This window comes from Amycolatopsis acidicola (genome assembly GCF_007713735.2).
GTDB lineage: Bacteria > Actinomycetota > Actinomycetes > Mycobacteriales > Pseudonocardiaceae > Amycolatopsis_E > Amycolatopsis_E acidicola.
On record NZ_VMNW02000032.1, the window covers coordinates 43,611 to 58,259 of the forward strand.

General features: G+C 70.1%; 13 protein-coding genes. 5 read left to right on the forward strand and 8 right to left on the reverse strand.

Going from position 1 to position 14,649, the window contains the following annotated elements; translation table 11 throughout:
• Nucleotides 1-184: 184 nt before the first annotated feature.
• Nucleotides 185-1,366: an acyl-CoA dehydrogenase family protein gene (locus FPZ12_RS21615; RefSeq protein ID WP_208025944.1), complete on the reverse strand. Its 1,182-nt coding sequence runs from the start codon at nt 1,364-1,366 to the stop codon at nt 185-187.
• An 87-nt stretch (nt 1,367-1,453) separates the two neighbouring features.
• On the opposite strand from FPZ12_RS21615, the gene FPZ12_RS21620 reads away from it, so the two are divergent.
• Complete coding sequence (locus FPZ12_RS21620; protein ID WP_144748286.1) at nt 1,454-3,094, forward strand: class I adenylate-forming enzyme family protein; 1,641 nt, start codon at nt 1,454-1,456, stop codon at nt 3,092-3,094.
• Between the two features lie 39 nt (nt 3,095-3,133).
• Here FPZ12_RS21620 and purE read toward each other — a convergent pair whose 3' ends face one another.
• The 5 genes from purE to FPZ12_RS21645 all read right to left on the reverse strand — a co-directional run bounded on the left by purE (nt 3,134) and on the right by FPZ12_RS21645 (nt 8,187).
• The gene (purE, locus tag FPZ12_RS21625; protein WP_144748305.1) at nt 3,134-3,667 is read right to left on the reverse strand and encodes a 5-(carboxyamino)imidazole ribonucleotide mutase; all 534 of its coding nucleotides are present in this window, start codon (nt 3,665-3,667) and stop codon (nt 3,134-3,136) included.
• Nucleotides 3,631-4,824, reverse strand: a complete 1,194-nt coding sequence (locus FPZ12_RS21630; protein ID WP_144748287.1) for a 5-(carboxyamino)imidazole ribonucleotide synthase — start codon at nt 4,822-4,824, stop codon at nt 3,631-3,633. The genes purE and FPZ12_RS21630 overlap by 37 nt, the downstream gene beginning before the upstream one ends.
• Nucleotides 4,825-4,830: 6 nt before the next feature.
• Nucleotides 4,831-5,976, reverse strand: a complete 1,146-nt coding sequence (locus FPZ12_RS21635; protein ID WP_144748288.1) for a glycosyltransferase 87 family protein — start codon at nt 5,974-5,976, stop codon at nt 4,831-4,833.
• On the reverse strand, nt 5,951-7,273 hold the full coding sequence (locus FPZ12_RS21640; RefSeq protein ID WP_144748289.1) for a glycosyltransferase 87 family protein: 1,323 nt from the start codon (nt 7,271-7,273) through the stop codon (nt 5,951-5,953). The genes FPZ12_RS21635 and FPZ12_RS21640 overlap by 26 nt, the downstream gene beginning before the upstream one ends.
• 71 nt (nt 7,274-7,344) lie before the next feature.
• Nucleotides 7,345-8,187, reverse strand: a complete 843-nt coding sequence (locus tag FPZ12_RS21645) for a GGDEF domain-containing protein (protein WP_424923626.1) — start codon at nt 8,185-8,187, stop codon at nt 7,345-7,347.
• Between the two features lie 192 nt (nt 8,188-8,379).
• Between FPZ12_RS21645 and FPZ12_RS21650 the strand changes: the two genes are divergently transcribed.
• Genes FPZ12_RS21650 through FPZ12_RS21660 form a run of 3 tightly spaced genes read left to right on the forward strand, consistent with a single transcriptional unit; the run spans nt 8,380 to nt 11,819 of the window.
• The gene (locus FPZ12_RS21650; protein WP_144748290.1) at nt 8,380-10,578 is read left to right on the forward strand and encodes a sigma-70 family RNA polymerase sigma factor; all 2,199 of its coding nucleotides are present in this window, start codon (nt 8,380-8,382) and stop codon (nt 10,576-10,578) included.
• 49 nt (nt 10,579-10,627) lie between these two features.
• Nucleotides 10,628-11,176 carry a GtrA family protein gene (locus FPZ12_RS21655; protein ID WP_144748291.1) on the forward strand — a complete coding sequence of 183 codons (549 nt, stop codon included), beginning with the start codon at nt 10,628-10,630 and terminating at the stop codon, nt 11,174-11,176.
• A gap of 37 nt (nt 11,177-11,213) precedes the next feature.
• The gene (locus FPZ12_RS21660; RefSeq protein ID WP_144748292.1) at nt 11,214-11,819 is read left to right on the forward strand and encodes a GtrA family protein; all 606 of its coding nucleotides are present in this window, start codon (nt 11,214-11,216) and stop codon (nt 11,817-11,819) included.
• A gap of 3 nt (nt 11,820-11,822) precedes the next feature.
• On the opposite strand, the gene FPZ12_RS21665 is transcribed toward FPZ12_RS21660, so the two are convergent.
• A complete protein-coding gene (locus tag FPZ12_RS21665) occupies nt 11,823-13,115 on the reverse strand; it encodes an ATP-binding protein (RefSeq protein ID WP_144748293.1) in 1,293 nt (430 codons plus the stop codon).
• Nucleotides 13,115-13,807: a response regulator transcription factor gene (locus FPZ12_RS21670; protein ID WP_144748307.1), complete on the reverse strand. Its 693-nt coding sequence runs from the start codon at nt 13,805-13,807 to the stop codon at nt 13,115-13,117. The genes FPZ12_RS21665 and FPZ12_RS21670 overlap by 1 nt, the downstream gene beginning before the upstream one ends.
• A 47-nt stretch (nt 13,808-13,854) precedes the next feature.
• Between FPZ12_RS21670 and hisN the strand changes: the two genes are divergently transcribed.
• Nucleotides 13,855-14,640: a histidinol-phosphatase gene (gene hisN / locus FPZ12_RS21675; protein ID WP_144748294.1), complete on the forward strand. Its 786-nt coding sequence runs from the start codon at nt 13,855-13,857 to the stop codon at nt 14,638-14,640.
• Nucleotides 14,641-14,649: the final 9 nt, after the last annotated feature.

Consider the following 14,649-nt stretch of genomic DNA (forward strand, 5'->3'; position numbering starts at 1 on the left):
GCGATCTTGCCGCCGCGTCAAGGCGGGAAAGATGCCTTGACCCAGCGTCAAGATCGCAAGAGACGGCTGGGGATCGGGACGGTGGAGGGGTGTGGTCGTGGGGTGTCCCCCGGTTCACCACTCCCGAAACGAAAATCGGGCGGTCCGAGCCCAGGCCCGAACCGCCCGATCAATTCTGGGAGCGCTAGCCCTTGAGCAGGCTCCTGGCCATCACCATGCGCTGAATCTGGTTCGTGCCTTCGTAAATCTGCGTGATCTTGGCGTCGCGCATCATGCGTTCCACCGGGAAGTCGCGGGTGTATCCGGCCCCACCGAACAGCTGCACGGCGTCCGTCGTCACGGACATCGCGATGTCGGACGCATAGGTCTTCGCCGCGCTCGCCATGAAGCCTGCACGCGAATCGCCGCGCTCGGTGGCTGCGGCGGACGCATAGATGAGATGCCGCGCGGCCTCGATCTTCGTGCCCATGTCCGCCAGCATGAACTGCACGCCCTGGAACTCACCGATCGCCTTGCCGAACTGCTTGCGCTCCTTGACATACGCGACCGCGGCATCGAGCGCGCCCTGCGCGATACCGAGCGCCTGCGCGCCGATCGTCGGGCGCGTGTGGTCCAGCGTGCGCAGCGCGGTCTTCAGCCCGGTACCCGGCTCACCGATGATGCGCTCCGCCGGAATGGTGCAGTTCTCGAAGTAGATCTCGCGCGTCGGCGAGCCCTTGATGCCGAGTTTCCGCTCCTTCGGCCCCACCGAGAAACCCGGATCGTCCTTGTGCACCACGAAAGCCGAGATGCCGTTGGACTTCTTCGCCGCGTCCGGATCACTCACCGCCATCACGGTGTACCACGTGGACTCACCCGCGTTGGTGATCCAGCACTTGGTGCCGTTCAACACCCAGTGATCACCGTCGAGGCGGGCACGCGTGCGCATGGACGCGGTGTCCGAGCCGGCCTCACGCTCGGACAGGGCGTACGAAGCCGAAGCATCACCGGCAGCGATCGACGGCAGGACGAGCTTCTTCACCTCCTCCGACCCCGACAACAGGATCGGCTGCGTGCCGAGCTTGTTCACCGCGGGGATCAGCGACGCGGAGGCGTCCACCCTGGCGACCTCTTCGATCACGATGCACGCGGCGATCGCGTCCGCGCCCTGGCCGTCGTACTGATCGGGAATGTGCACGGCGTTGAAGCCGGCCTTCACCAGCGCGTCCCGCGCCTCGGTCGGATACCGCTCCTGCTCGTCCACCTCGGTGGCGTACGGCGCGATCTCCTTCTCCGCCAGCGCACGGACGGCAGCCCGCAGCTCTTCGTGCTCCTCGGGCAGCTGGTACAGCCCCGGACCGTCAGACACCGGCGTCACCCTTCTCATCCGACATGACTTTCCACCTCGATGTTAGTGCTCGTTTACTAGGACATCCTTGTGTTCTGCACCGCAGTTCCGTCCTACAGTAGAGTGATGTCGATCACCTTTCCGCCTGAAATGCCTGCTTCGTTCGACTACCCCGACGTTCCCGTCGGCGCGATCATCGCCGGTGCGGCCGCCCGCTTCGGTGACCGGACGGCGTTCGCGCACGGCGACGACGAGCTCAGCTACACCGAGCTGTACAGCGAGGCCTGCCGGTTCGCGAACGCCCTGCTCGCGCACGGCGTCCAGCCGGGCGACGTGGTCGCCATCCACATGCCGAACAACCTCGCGTATCCCGTTGCCTACTACGGAATCCTGCTCGCCGGGGCCACCTTCACCCCGGCCAACCCGCTCCTTCCGCCCGCCGACCTCGCCGCGCAGCTCGCCGACTCCGGCGCCGTCGCCGCGGTCACCTACGGACGGGCGGCGCAAGCGCTTGCGGCTATCCAGGACCAGACCGGTGTTCGCCTGGTCGTGGGCGTGAAGACCGAGGCACAGCACGAGTTCGGCGCGTTCCAGGCGGACCAGCCCACCAACCGGCCGGAGGTGGCGATCGACCCGCGCACCCGGCTCGCGCACCTCGCGTACACCGGCGGCACCACCGGCCGGTCGAAGGGCGTGGAGCTGCCGCACCGCAACGTCGTGGTGAACACGCTGCAGTTCTCCTGCTGGGGCAGCGGTTCGGTGCCGGAGCTCGACGAAAACGGGAACCTGCGGCTGAACCAGGTCGGCAGCGAGGCCGAATGGCCGGGCCGGCTCGGGACGGGCGTCGGCATCAACCTCACCCCGTGGTTCCACGCGATGGGCACGATCGGCGGGCTGAACTCCCTGCTGCTCACCGGCGGCAGCACCACGCTGCACGACGGCTTCGACGCGGCCCGCTACCTCGCCGACGCCGAGCGGCTGCGGATCACCGGGATCGGCGGCGCGCCCGCGCTTTTCGCCGGGCTGATGGCCAGCCCCGACTTCCACACCCGCGACCTGTCCTCGGTCCGGTCGATCAGCTCCGGCGCCGCCCCGATGCCGCACGAGATGATCAAGGCACTGCGAAAGCGCTTTCCCGACGCGACGATCAGCGAGGGCTACGGGCTGACCGAGGTCACGATGGGCGCCACGTCGGCGCCGAGTTTCCGGTCCGCCACAAGGAAACCCGGCACGGTCGGGGTACCCGTGTTCGACACCGAGATCAAGATCGTGCCCGCCGAGGGCGGCGAGGAACCGCTACCCGCGGGCGAGCAGGGCGAGGTGTGCATCCGCGGGCCGCAGGTGATGATCGGCTACCACAACCGGCCGGAGGAGACCGCCGCCGTACTCGCGGACGGCTGGCTGCACACCGGTGACATCGGCGTGCTGGACGACGAGGGTTATCTGTCCATTGTGGATCGCAAGAAGGACATGCTGATCTACAAGGGCTACAACGTCTACCCGCGCGAGCTGGAGGAGCTGCTGATGGCGCAGCCGGGCGTGGTCTCGGCCGCGGTGGTCGGCCGCAAACGCGCGGACGTCGGCGAGCTCCCGGTGGCCTTCGTCGTGCGCTCGGACACCACGCTCACCGAGACCGCGATCACCGACGCGATCAACGAGAACGTGCTGCCGTACAAGCGAATCCGGGAGCTGCACTTCGTGGACACGATCCCGGTTTCGGCCGCGGGCAAGGTGCTGAAACGGGAGCTGCGCCAACAGCTGGGCTAAGAACTGGGCTACGAGCTGGGCGAAGGGGCCGGGGCGCGCTCAGCGCCCCAGCTTCTCCTGCAGCGCCGCGTCCTTGTCCAGCACCAGCTGCCGCAGATCCGCCTGGAACGCGGCCATCTTCTCCCGCAACGGAGCGTCCGAAGCGGCCAGGATCCGCACCGCCAGCAGGCCCGCGTTCCGTGCCCCGCCAACGGAAACCGTCGCCACCGGGACACCCGCGGGCATCTGCACGATGGACAGCAGCGAGTCCAGCCCGTCCAGGTACTTCAGCGGCACCGGCACGCCGATCACCGGCAGCACGGTGGCCGAAGCGACCATGCCGGGCAGGTGCGCGGCGCCGCCCGCGCCGGCGATGATCACCTTGATCCCGCGCTCGGCGGCGGTGCTCGCGTAGTCCAGCATCCGTTGCGGGGTGCGGTGCGCCGAGTACACCCCCACCTCGTAGGACACGCCGAACTCGTCGAGCGCCTGGCCCGCGGCCTCCAGCACCGGCCAGTCCGAGTCGCTGCCCATGATCACGCCAACGGTCGCCACTTTCACTCCCTGCCGTGGATGTCGTAGCCGTCCGGCCATTCCGCGTGGGACAGCCAATGCGCGGACAGCGTGGCCCGCCTGCGCAGATCGTCCATGTCGTGGCCGACGAAGTTCACGTGCCCGAGCTTGCGCCCCGGCCGCTCCCCCTTGCCGTACAGGTGCACCTTCGCCTCGGGGAACCGCGCGAACAGGTGGTGCAGCCGCTCGTCCGGGCCCATCTCCGGGATGGCCGGCGCGCCGAGCACGTTCGCCATCACCGTGGGGCCGAGCAGCTCGGTCGAACCGAGCGGGTAGTCGAGCACCGCGCGCAGATGCTGCTCGAACTGCGAGGTCCGCGAACCGTCCATGGTCCAGTGGCCGGAGTTGTGCGGGCGCATCGCCAGCTCGTTGATGATCAGCCCGCCGTCGGTCTCGAACAGCTCCACCGCCAGCACGCCCACGACGTTCAGCGCCTCCGCGATGCGCAGCGCCAGCTCCTGCGCCTCGTGCGTGCGGCGCGCGGTCAGGCCCGGCGCGGGAGCGAGCACCTCGGTGTTGATCCCGTCCTTCTGCACGGTTTCCACCACCGGCCACGACGCGCCCTGCCCGAACGGCGAGCGGGCGACCAGCGCGCACAGCTCCCGGCGCATCTCGACGCGGCGCTCCACCATCAGCGACGTGCCCGCCGCCAGCAACTCCGGCACCAGCTCACGGGCCTCGGCGTCGGAGTCGAGCATCCAGACGCCCTTGCCGTCGTACCCACCGGTGGCCGCCTTCAGCACGACCGGCCAGGACTGCTCGGCGCCGAACTTGAGCACATCGTCCACATCGGACACTTCGGCGAACGGCGGGCAGGGGTAGTCCTCCGCGGCCAGCCGCTCGCGCATGACCAGCTTGTTCTGCGCGAACGCCAGCGCGTCCGGGCCGGGCCGGATCGGCACGTCGTCGTTCATCGCCAGCGCCAGCAGGTGCTCACCGGGCACGTGCTCGTGGTCGAAGGTGAGCACGTCCACCGTCTTCGCGAAGGAGGCCAGCGCGTCGAGGTCGGTGTGCGAACCGATCACGACGTCGGCCGCGACCATCGCGGCGGCGTCGTCCGGGCTCGCCGCGAGCACCCGCAGCGACTGGCCGAGTGCGATGGCGGCTTGATGGGTCATCCTGGCGAGCTGCCCGCCACCCACCATGCCCACGACGGGGAGACCGGTACGACTGTCCACGAACAGTCAGGATACGGGGCGACGCAGCTCACGGAGCGTGAGGCCGAGGATCCCGGCCGCCGCGGCGATCACATACGCGTTGCCGGGGATCGACATCCCCGGCCCCCAGCCGAATTCCGTCGTGCCGCCGTTGGGCACCACCATCACCACGCAGCTGGCGAAGAACACGAACGTCACGGTGGCCCACACGCGGTGCCCCTCCGTCCACAGGAGAAGGACCAGCGGCACGGCCCAAACCCAGTGGTGCGACCAGGAAACCGGCGAAGCGAGCAACCCGAGGAAGGCCGTCACCAGCAACGCCGCGAGATGCTGCCCGCGCCCGTGGTAGCGCCGCACCAGCCACACCGCGGGCACCGCGAGCACGGCCGCGATGAGCAAAGCCACCTTCCCCGACCACGACGCGTCGTGCGCCGCGCGGGAAACCAGCCCGTTCAGCGACTGGTTGAAGATCCAGTGCACCCCGCCGATCCGATCGGGGTCGAACGCCGTCCGCGTCCAGTACTGCCACGCGCCGGCGGGCATGAACAGGAACATCACGCCCTGCAGCACCACGAACGTGCCCAGCGCACGCAGCCCGTCTCGCCACCGCCCGGTCACGAACAGGTGCGCCACGAAGATCAGCGGCGTCAGCTTCACGGCGGCCGCGACCCCGGTCAGCACGCCGGACCAGCGGGAACCGGCCAGCACCAGCACGTCCAGCACGACGAGCGCCATCAGGATCAGGTTGATCTGGCCGAGGAACAGCGTCTTCCACACCGGCTCGAGCGCCAGCGCGCCCAACGTCAGCCAGCCAGCCTTCGCCCAGTGGCCCACGCACACCCGCACGACCACCGCCACCGACAGGACCGAAGCCGTGGTGACCAGCCCCCAGGCGAAACCGGACGGCAGCGCGGCGAGCGGCACGAACAGCAACGCGGCGGCCGGCGGATACGTGAACGGCAGGGACACCCACTCCGGCAACGTGTTCAGCCGGGCCAGGTCGTACAGCGGTTCTCCGTGCAGGAACGTCAGCGCGCCCGCGCGGTAGACAGCACTGTCCGAGCCGAGGCGCCAATCCCCGAGCCAGTCCCCAACCCCCACCGCGAGTGCCGCCAGCACCAGGACCAGGACCGGCGGCCGCCAGGGGTCAGCCGGAAATCGTCTCGTCGACACGGCGCCGCCGCAAGAGGAACCAGCGCACCACGAGCACGGCGGCGAGGACGAGTGGCATCAGGATGTACGAGTTGCCCAGTACGCCCTGCCAGAACTTCCAGTGCAGCTCGATGTTCCGCCCGTTCGGCAGCACCAGCAGCACGCAGCTGATGAACAACGCGATCACCGCGCCCGTGCCCAGCCATCGGCGCCAGGCGGTGGCCGGGGTGGTCTGCGGCAGCCGCGAGATGAGCAGCACGATCAGCGGCACGGCCCACACCCAGTGGTGCGACCAGGAAATCGGCGACGCGAGCAGCCCGAAGAACGCCGTGACCAGCAGCGCCGCGAGCGCCTGGCCGCGGCGGTGGAAGCGCAGCATCAGCCAGATCGCCGGGATCGCCAGCAGCGCGCTGATCCCGATCGCCGCCTTCGACGCCCACGGCGCCAGGTCGGTGATGCGGTTCATCAGGCCGTTCAGCGACTGGTTGCCCGCCCAGTGCACGGGCCCGATCCGGCCGGTGTCGGAGATCGTCTTGGTCCAGTAGCGGATCGTGTCGTCCGGGATGAGCAGCAGCATCAGCAGCTGCAGCCCGAGGAACGTGCCCAGCGCACGGAGGGCGTCCTTGCGCTTGCCGGTGAACAGCAGATGCGCCACGAACACGAGCGGGGTGAGCTTCACCGCGGCGGCGATCCCGATCATGATCCCGCCGCCGCGGCCCCCGCGAGCGGTGACCACCAGGACGTCGACCACGACGAGCGCCATCAGGATCAGGTTGATCTGGCCGAGGAAGATCGTCCGCCAGACCGGCTCGATGGCCAGCATCACGACCGAGAACACCAAGGTGGCGCGCGCGGGCGAAGACCACCAGCGCGGGCCGGCGGCGGGCTTGGGCAGCGAGCCGATCGCCACCCGGATCACCAGCGCCATCGCCAGCACCGAGATCGCGGTCAGCACACCCCAGGCCACCTGCGTCGGCACCAGCGCCATCGGCACGAACAGCAGCGCCGCCGTCGGCGGATACGTGAACGGCAGCAGCGCCCACCACGGCTCCGGGGCGAGCGTGCTGGCGTCGTAGAGCGGATCACCGTGGAGCAGGGTCAGCGCGCCCGCGCGGTACACGGCGTTGTCGACGCCGAGCCGCCAGTCCAGCAGCCAGCCGACCACGCCCATCGCGATCGCCAGCAGCGGCACCACCGACAACAGCAGCATCGATCTCGGGCGCATCGACAGCCTCGCCAGTGACGTCCGGAGGGACAGGCGTGGATGCGACGGCCGCGAAACCTGTTCGCTGCCGGTGGCGGGCACGGACTGTGTCACCCCATCAGGAAATCACGAAACGGCGACGGCCCGTGCGGCAAGTCCCTGAAGTGCCCGGTTTTCGATCTTGGTCAGGAGCGGGAAAGGCGGCGGAGCAGGGCACACGCCGCTCCGTGCGAGGCAGGCAGCCGGACCAGCCTGATCCGCGGCGTGCCCATCTCGTCGAACTGCGCGTCCACCGAGAGGCGTTCGTGCAGGGCACGGCGCAAATCCACCGCCTTGGTGGAAATGTGGCCGTCCCGGGGCAAAACGGCGGCGATCGTGGACGGGCCGAGCGCGGCCATGCTCTCCCCGCCGTCGAGCACCGCGCGCAGCGCTTCGGCGAGCAAGATCATCCCGGTCGCCCGGCGCCAGCCCGAGACCTCGGACAGGTCGAGGCCGACGACGAGCAGCGTGTAGTCCTCGCTGACGTCGCGGTCCAGGTGCCGGTACAGCTCCCCGAGCCGGGTCCGCAGGTAGGCCACCGTGGGCAACCCCGTGAGCGGGTCGATCACCTCGATGTTGGCGAGGTGATCCATGGCGACCTCGGCCCACGCGAGCGCGGTCACCCGCAGCATCCGGGCCGGGGTCGCGTCGATGTCCGGCGAGACGAGCCCGTCGGCGTCCGGGTCGGACAGCACGGCGTGCAGCGCGGCCAGGTCGGCGAGCACTTCGAGCAGGCCGGCGCCCGCTGCCGCGCGGGCTCTGGCCAACCCGGCCAGCGCCCGTTCCGGGTCGCCGCCGCGCAGCACCACCGCGCACACCGAGTCGACCTCGGGCAGCGCCCAGTCACTGGGGAACCGCCAGCCCGCGGTCAGGCTCGCGGTGCGCCAGCGCTCGCGCAGGGCGCGCAGCTCCCGGTTGGAGCCCGCGCTGGTGAGCGCACCGCGCCCACCTTGGTATCGAGACCCGCTCTCGTCGGCCGGGACTTCCACTCGACCGTCCTTTCCCTCATCGCCTTGTGCTGTGGAGACGCACGAGCGGCGCTGACGTGACGAGAATTTCCGAAGGGATGGGTGAATTTACTGCGCTCTCCGGGTCATCCCGTACCCCACGGGGTGACCCTTCGCCTAGGGTCCGTCACACTGATCGCGACGCCACGCCGGGTATAGGCCAGAAGGAGAGCAGTGTCCACCGTTCCCGCGGACTTCGAGGGCAAGAGCGACGCTGAGCTGATCTCCGCTGTGCGTGGTGGCGACCTCGCGGCGTACGGCACGTTGTACGAGCGGCACGTGGGTGCCGCGTACAACCTCGCCCGCCAGCTCTCCCGGTCCACGGCCGAGTCGGACGACCTCGTCTCGGACGCGTTCTCGAAGGTCCTCGACACGCTGCGTGGCGGCAAGGGCCCGGACGCGGCGTTCCGCGCGTACCTGCTGACCACCTTGCGGCACACGGCGTACGACAAGACCCGCAAGGACAAGCGCCTCGACCTGAGTGACGACATGAGCACGCTCAGCGGCGGCAGCGGCCCGGCCGCCGAAGCGCTGACAGTCCAGTTCTCCGACACCGCGGTCGCCGGGCTGGAACGGACGATGGCCGCGAAGGCGTTCGCCCGGCTGCCCGAGCGCTGGCAGGCCGTGCTGTGGCACACCGAGATCGAGCAGCAGACGCCGGCCGAGGTCGCGCCGCTGCTGGGGCTGACCGCGAACGGCGTGTCCGCGCTGGCTTATCGCGCCCGTGAGGGCCTGCGGCAGGCGTACCTGCAGGTGCACCTGGCCGAGACCTCCGCCGAGCGCTGCCGCGCGACGGCCGACAAGCTGGGCGCCTGGACCCGGGACGGACTGTCCAAACGCGAGCGTGCCCAGGTGGAAACCCACCTCGACGAATGCGACCGCTGCCGGGCGCTGGCCGCGGAACTGGCCGACGTGAACGGGGCGCTGCGCGCCGTCGTCGCGCCGATCGTGCTCGGTGGTTCGGTCTTCGCGTACCTCGCCGCGACGGGTGCGAAGGCGAGCGCCACCACGGCCGTCGCCGCCGCGAGTTCCTCCGGCGCTGCCGCAGGCGCGGCCGCGGCCGGGCCCCGCCAGTTCATCGGTGTCGCGGCCTCCGGGGTCGCGATCGCCGCCGCCGTGGCCACCGCGCTGGCGGCCAGCGGCGGGCAGTCGATCCCCGCCGCCGTGGCGCAACCGGCTCCGCCGGCCCAGGTCGTTCCGGCGCCCGCCCCCGCGCCGGCCGTTCCGGCCGCTCCCGCGGCGCCGCCCGCGCCTCAGGTGGCCCCGGCCCCGGCGCCGATCACGTCCGTGCCGACGCCTCCCCCGGCGCAGACGCCAGGGCCGCCGAAGCTGACGGCTCAAGGCCCCGCGGGCGGTGTCGAGCTGACGCCGGGTGGCGGCCCGGCCACAGTCCCGATCACGGTGCGCAACGACGGCCAGTCGGTGTCCGATCCCGTGACCGCCTCGCTCAACCTGCCGCAGGGCATCCGCGCCGTCGGGCCCGGCGGTGGCGGCGGCGCAGTCGGCGGCGGTGGCGCCGCGGCGGGCAGCGCCCGTGGTTTCTCCTTGCAGCAGGCCGATTCCGCTCCGTTGAATGTGGACTGCCCTGCCGGCACCGGCACCGTGACCTGCAGCACCGACCGCGGCCTGCAGCCCGGCGAGACGGCAACGCTCACGTTCCGGCTGATCGCCGACCAGGACGCGCAGCCGGGCGAGGTCACCGGCTCGGTCAGCGCGGGCAGCGCGATCCGGCTTTCGGTGAACGTGCCGGTCGCGGTCAAGGAATTGCAGGACGGCGTGGCGCTGGATGTCCGCGCGGACTGGGGCGACCCGTGGCCGTGGCTGCACCCGTCGTGGGTCACCGTGGACGTGACGAACACCGGGCAGAGCACCAAACCGGTCACGGTCACCCTCGACCAGCCCGCGCACCTGACGATCGGCGCCTTCCAGGCGTCCTGCACCAGCGGCGCGACGACCACGTGCACCAGTGACAAAGCGCTGGCACCGAACGAAAACCTCCGCCTGTGGTTCGCCGTCGACGGCAGGCAGGAGCGCGCGTCGGTCACCGTGACGGCGAGTCTGGGCAAGGCCACCGCGAGCCGCACCGTGAACGCGGACTGCTGGTACGAACCATTCTGCGACGGCCAGCCGAGCGTGCCGGTCGTGCCGCCGGTCACGCCGACCGTCCCGTCGCCGAGCCTGACCCCGACGACCACGACCACTACGTCGCCGACGACCACCACGACAACGCCGACGACATCCGGCAGCAGCGGCGAAACCACCACCACGACCACGTCTTCGTCGGTCTCCCGGACCACGACGACCACGGGCAGCGGGACGAAGACCGAGAAACCGGGCAAACCGTGGTGGTGGCTGCCGTGGATCCCGTGGTGATCGTGATCCGCCGGAAGGCGGGAATCCGCGGCGAGTAGCGTCTGGCCGCATGGCCGGTATCCAGACAGTGCTCCGGATGTTGCCGGCGCCGTTGCGCACGGTGTTGATCAAACACCGGGAGCTGCTGAAGTTCGCCGTGGTCGGCGGGACGTGTTTCGTCCTCACCACCGTCGTGAACTACGCGCTCAAGCTGACGGTGCTCCGCAACAATCCCATCACCGCGCTGATCCTCGCCGTGCTCGTGGCGACGGTGGTCTCCTACGTGCTTTCCCGTGAATGGTCGTTCCGCACCCGCGGCGGCCGGGAACGGCAGCACGAAGCGGCGTTGTTCTTTCTCATCAGCGGCATCTCGGTCGGCCTGAACTCGGTGCCGCTCGCGATTTCCCATTACCTGCTGGATCTGCGTACTCCGCATGTCGGAGTGGTGACCCAGGAAATAGCGGATTTTGTCAGCAGCATGATTCTCGGCACCCTCGTCGCGATGGTTTTCCGCTGGTGGGCCTTCAAGAAGTGGGTGTTCCCGCAGGCCGGCGCGCGGCCGCGGGTGGTACGGACCGCGACGCCGGAACCCGACGAACCGGGCAGGCGCGCCGCCTGATAACGGCGGCATCTCCGAACCTACGTACACTGCGGCAGTGACCGTTGTGGAAAGCGTGCTCTCCCACACTCCCGAACCACTGCGTTCGGTGCTGATCAAACACCGGGAGATGCTGAAGTTCGCGATCGTCGGCGGCACCACTTTCGTCGTCGACAACGGTGTCTGGTACCTGCTCAAGCTGAGCGTGCTGGAGGACAAGCCGACCACGGCGAAGGCGATCGCGATCATCGTCGCCACCATCGTGTCGTACGTGCTGAACCGGGAGTGGTCCTTCCGCACCCGCGGCGGCCGCGAACGGCACCACGAGGCCGCCCTCTTCTTCGTGGTCAGCGGGCTGGCGGTGCTGGTGAACCTGATTCCGCTGTACCTGTCCCGCTACGCGTTCCACCTCGAGGTGCCGAACGTGTCGCGCTGGGTGCAGGAGACGGCGGACTTCGTCAGCGGTTCGATCATCGGCATGCTGCTGGCGATGGTCTTCCGTTTCTGGGGCTTCAAGAAGTTCGTCTTCCCGAGCGACCTCGGCCAGCGCAGGCGTGACGCCGCCCGCGCGCCGGAGGCAGTGCCGGCCGAGACGGCGGAAGTAGCCGAAGTCACCGACATCACCAAGATCAAGCAACTACGCCCGAAGCAGCCGAACGCCTAACGCTTAGCGCGGCACGCGCTCGGAGGGCCAGCGGACTTCCCGCACATCGCCGGGGCTGGGCACGCGCAGGAACAGGCTGAACACGGCGGGCCTGCGGCTGGACAGTTCCAGTCGCCCGCCGTCGGCTTCGGCGAGGGCGCGGGCCAGCGCCAGGCCGACGCCCGTGGAGCCGCCGCCGGAGAAGCCGCGTTCGAACACGTGCGGCACGAGCTCGTCCGGGATGCCGGAGCCGTTGTCGCTGACCTCCACCACCACGGTTCCCTCCGCGTCGCCGCGGCGGGCGGCCAGCGTCACGGTGCCCGCGCCGTGGCGAAGCGCGTTGTCCAGCAACACACCGACAACCTCGCGAAGGCGGCCTGGCGTCGCGCGCGCTATCAACCCCTCGCCGATGCGAAGCCGTAGATTCCGTCCCTCCGCGCGAAGCAGCTGTCGCCATTCCTGTGCGACTTCGGGCAGCGCTGTCGCCAGCTCGACCGGCTCGGCGTCCACCTCACTGGCCGCGCGAGCCGCCGCGAGGAGTTCCTCGAGCGCCTCCGACAGCCTGTCCGCCTGCTCCTGCGCGGCGCGCGCCTCGTCGGCGACGTCGTGGTCGTCGACGATCGTGAGCGACTCCAGGCGCAGTTGAAGCGCCGTGAGTCTGCTCCGCAGCTGGTGGGAGACGTCCCCGACCAGCTGCCGTTCCCGCTGCACGAGCTGTGCCAGCGCGCTGCCCGACGTGTCCAGCGCCTCGGCCACCATGTCCAGCTCGCCCACGCCGTAACGGCTCGGGTCCGGGCGGAAATCCCCGCCACCGAGCTTGGCCGCGCGCTCCGCGACGTGCCGCAGCGGCTTGGCCAGCCGACGCGCGGTGACCGTCGCGACGACCGTGCCGATGCTCACCGAAAGCACCACCAGCAGCAAGACGGCCAAGGTCACCGTGGTCTGCCGGGAGCGCAGCGGACCTGCCGGAATGGACAAGCCGAGCGTGCCGTCGCGGGCCAGCTGCACGCTCGCGTCGACCGTGTCCGCGCCGGGGTCGGCCGAGCCCTGCGTGAGCAGCGGACGGCCCGGCAGCTGCACCGTCAGCCTGCCGCCGGGCGGGATCGCGACCGCGACCGTCGCCAGGTCTTCCTGGCTCAGCTGACCGTCCGCGAGGTCGGTGTCGAGGGTGGCGGCGATCTGCGAGGCACGGGCGCTGAGGTCCTCGGTGGTGATGCTGTCGACCAGCTTCCACGCGGTGACGCCGAGCGGGATACCCAGCGCCGCCGCGGTGACCGCGACGGCGAGCAGGATGGCAAGCAGGATCCGGCGGCGCACTAGTCGGTGTTGAAGCGGAAACCGACGCCGCGCACGGTCGCGATGCGGCGCTCACCGTCGCCCGAGTGCACCACCGCGCCCTTGCCGTCGCTGGTGACCGACAGCTTCCGGCGCAGCCACGACATGTGCATGTCCAGCGTCTTCGAGGTCTTGGACTCCAGGTCGTTCCACACCTCGGCGAGGATCTCGTCGCGGCTGACGACCTGACCCGCCCGGCTCATCAGCACGCGCAGCAGCTCGAACTCCTTGTTCGCCAGCTGGATCTCGCGGCCTTCGACGGTGACCAGCCTGGCGCCGAGGTCCATCCGGACACCGCCGGCGTCCAGCACCTCGGGCACCCGGCGGCGCAGCAGGGCGCGGATGCGCGCGAGCAGCTCGGCCAGCCGGAACGGCTTCGCCACGTAGTCGTCGGCGCCGGCGTCGAGTCCGACGACGAAATCCACCTCGTCGGTGCGCGCGGTGAGCATCAGCACGGGCAGCTCGGTGCCGCTGGCGCGGAGTCTGCGGCAGACCTCCAGTCCGTCCATCCCGGGCAGTCCCAGGTCGAGCACGAGGAGGTCTATCCGGTGTTGCCCGGTTGCGTCCAGCGCGGCCGGGCCGTCTCCGACCACCTCGACCTCGTAGCCCTCCCGTTGCAACGCACGGGACAGCGGTTCCGCGATCGCCGGATCGTCTTCGGCCAGTAGCACCATGCTCACCTGGCCAACTCTACGACCGGCGGGCGTGAAACCATCGTCGCGTGCCGAGCTACGCAGCTGATCTCACCCTGGCCGGTCATCTGGCCGACTCCGCCGACGCGATCACCACGGCGCGGTTTCGCGCCATCGACCTGGAGGTCCGCAGCAAACCGGACCGCACCCCGGTGACCGACGCGGACACGGCGGTGGAGGACGCGATCCGCGAGTCGCTCGCGGCCGAGCGCCCGTCGGACGCGGTCGCCGGTGAGGAGCGCGGCGGCGAGCAGTGGTCGAGCGGGCGGACGTGGATCCTCGACCCGATCGACGGCACCAAGAACTTCTCGCGCGGCGGCCCGGTCTGGGCGACGCTGATCGCGCTGGTCGAGGACGGCACCCCGGTGGTCGGCATGGTCAGCGCCCCGCTGCTGGGCCGCCGCTGGTGGGCGGCCGCGGGCGAAGGCGCCTGGCTGCGCGACAACACCGGGTCGCGAAAGATCTCGGTCTCGGGCGTGTCGGCGCTGGAAGACGCGTATCTGTCCACAACGGACTTGAACACGTGGACCGAGTACCACTCGCGTGACGCGTACCTGAAACTGACCGAGGCCTGCTGGGAAACCCGCGCGTTCGGCGACTTCTGGCACCACTGCCTGGTCGCGGAGGGCGCGATCGACCTCGCCGCGGAGCCGATCGTGAACCCGTGGGACGTCGCCCCGATGCAGGTACTGCTCACCGAGGCGGGCGGCCGGTTCAGCGACCTGTCCGGCAAGCCGGCCTTCGACACCGGCACGGCGCTTTCGTCGAACGGCCTGGTGCACGAGGCGGCGCTCGCCACCTTGCAGCAACGCTGACAGGCCTGT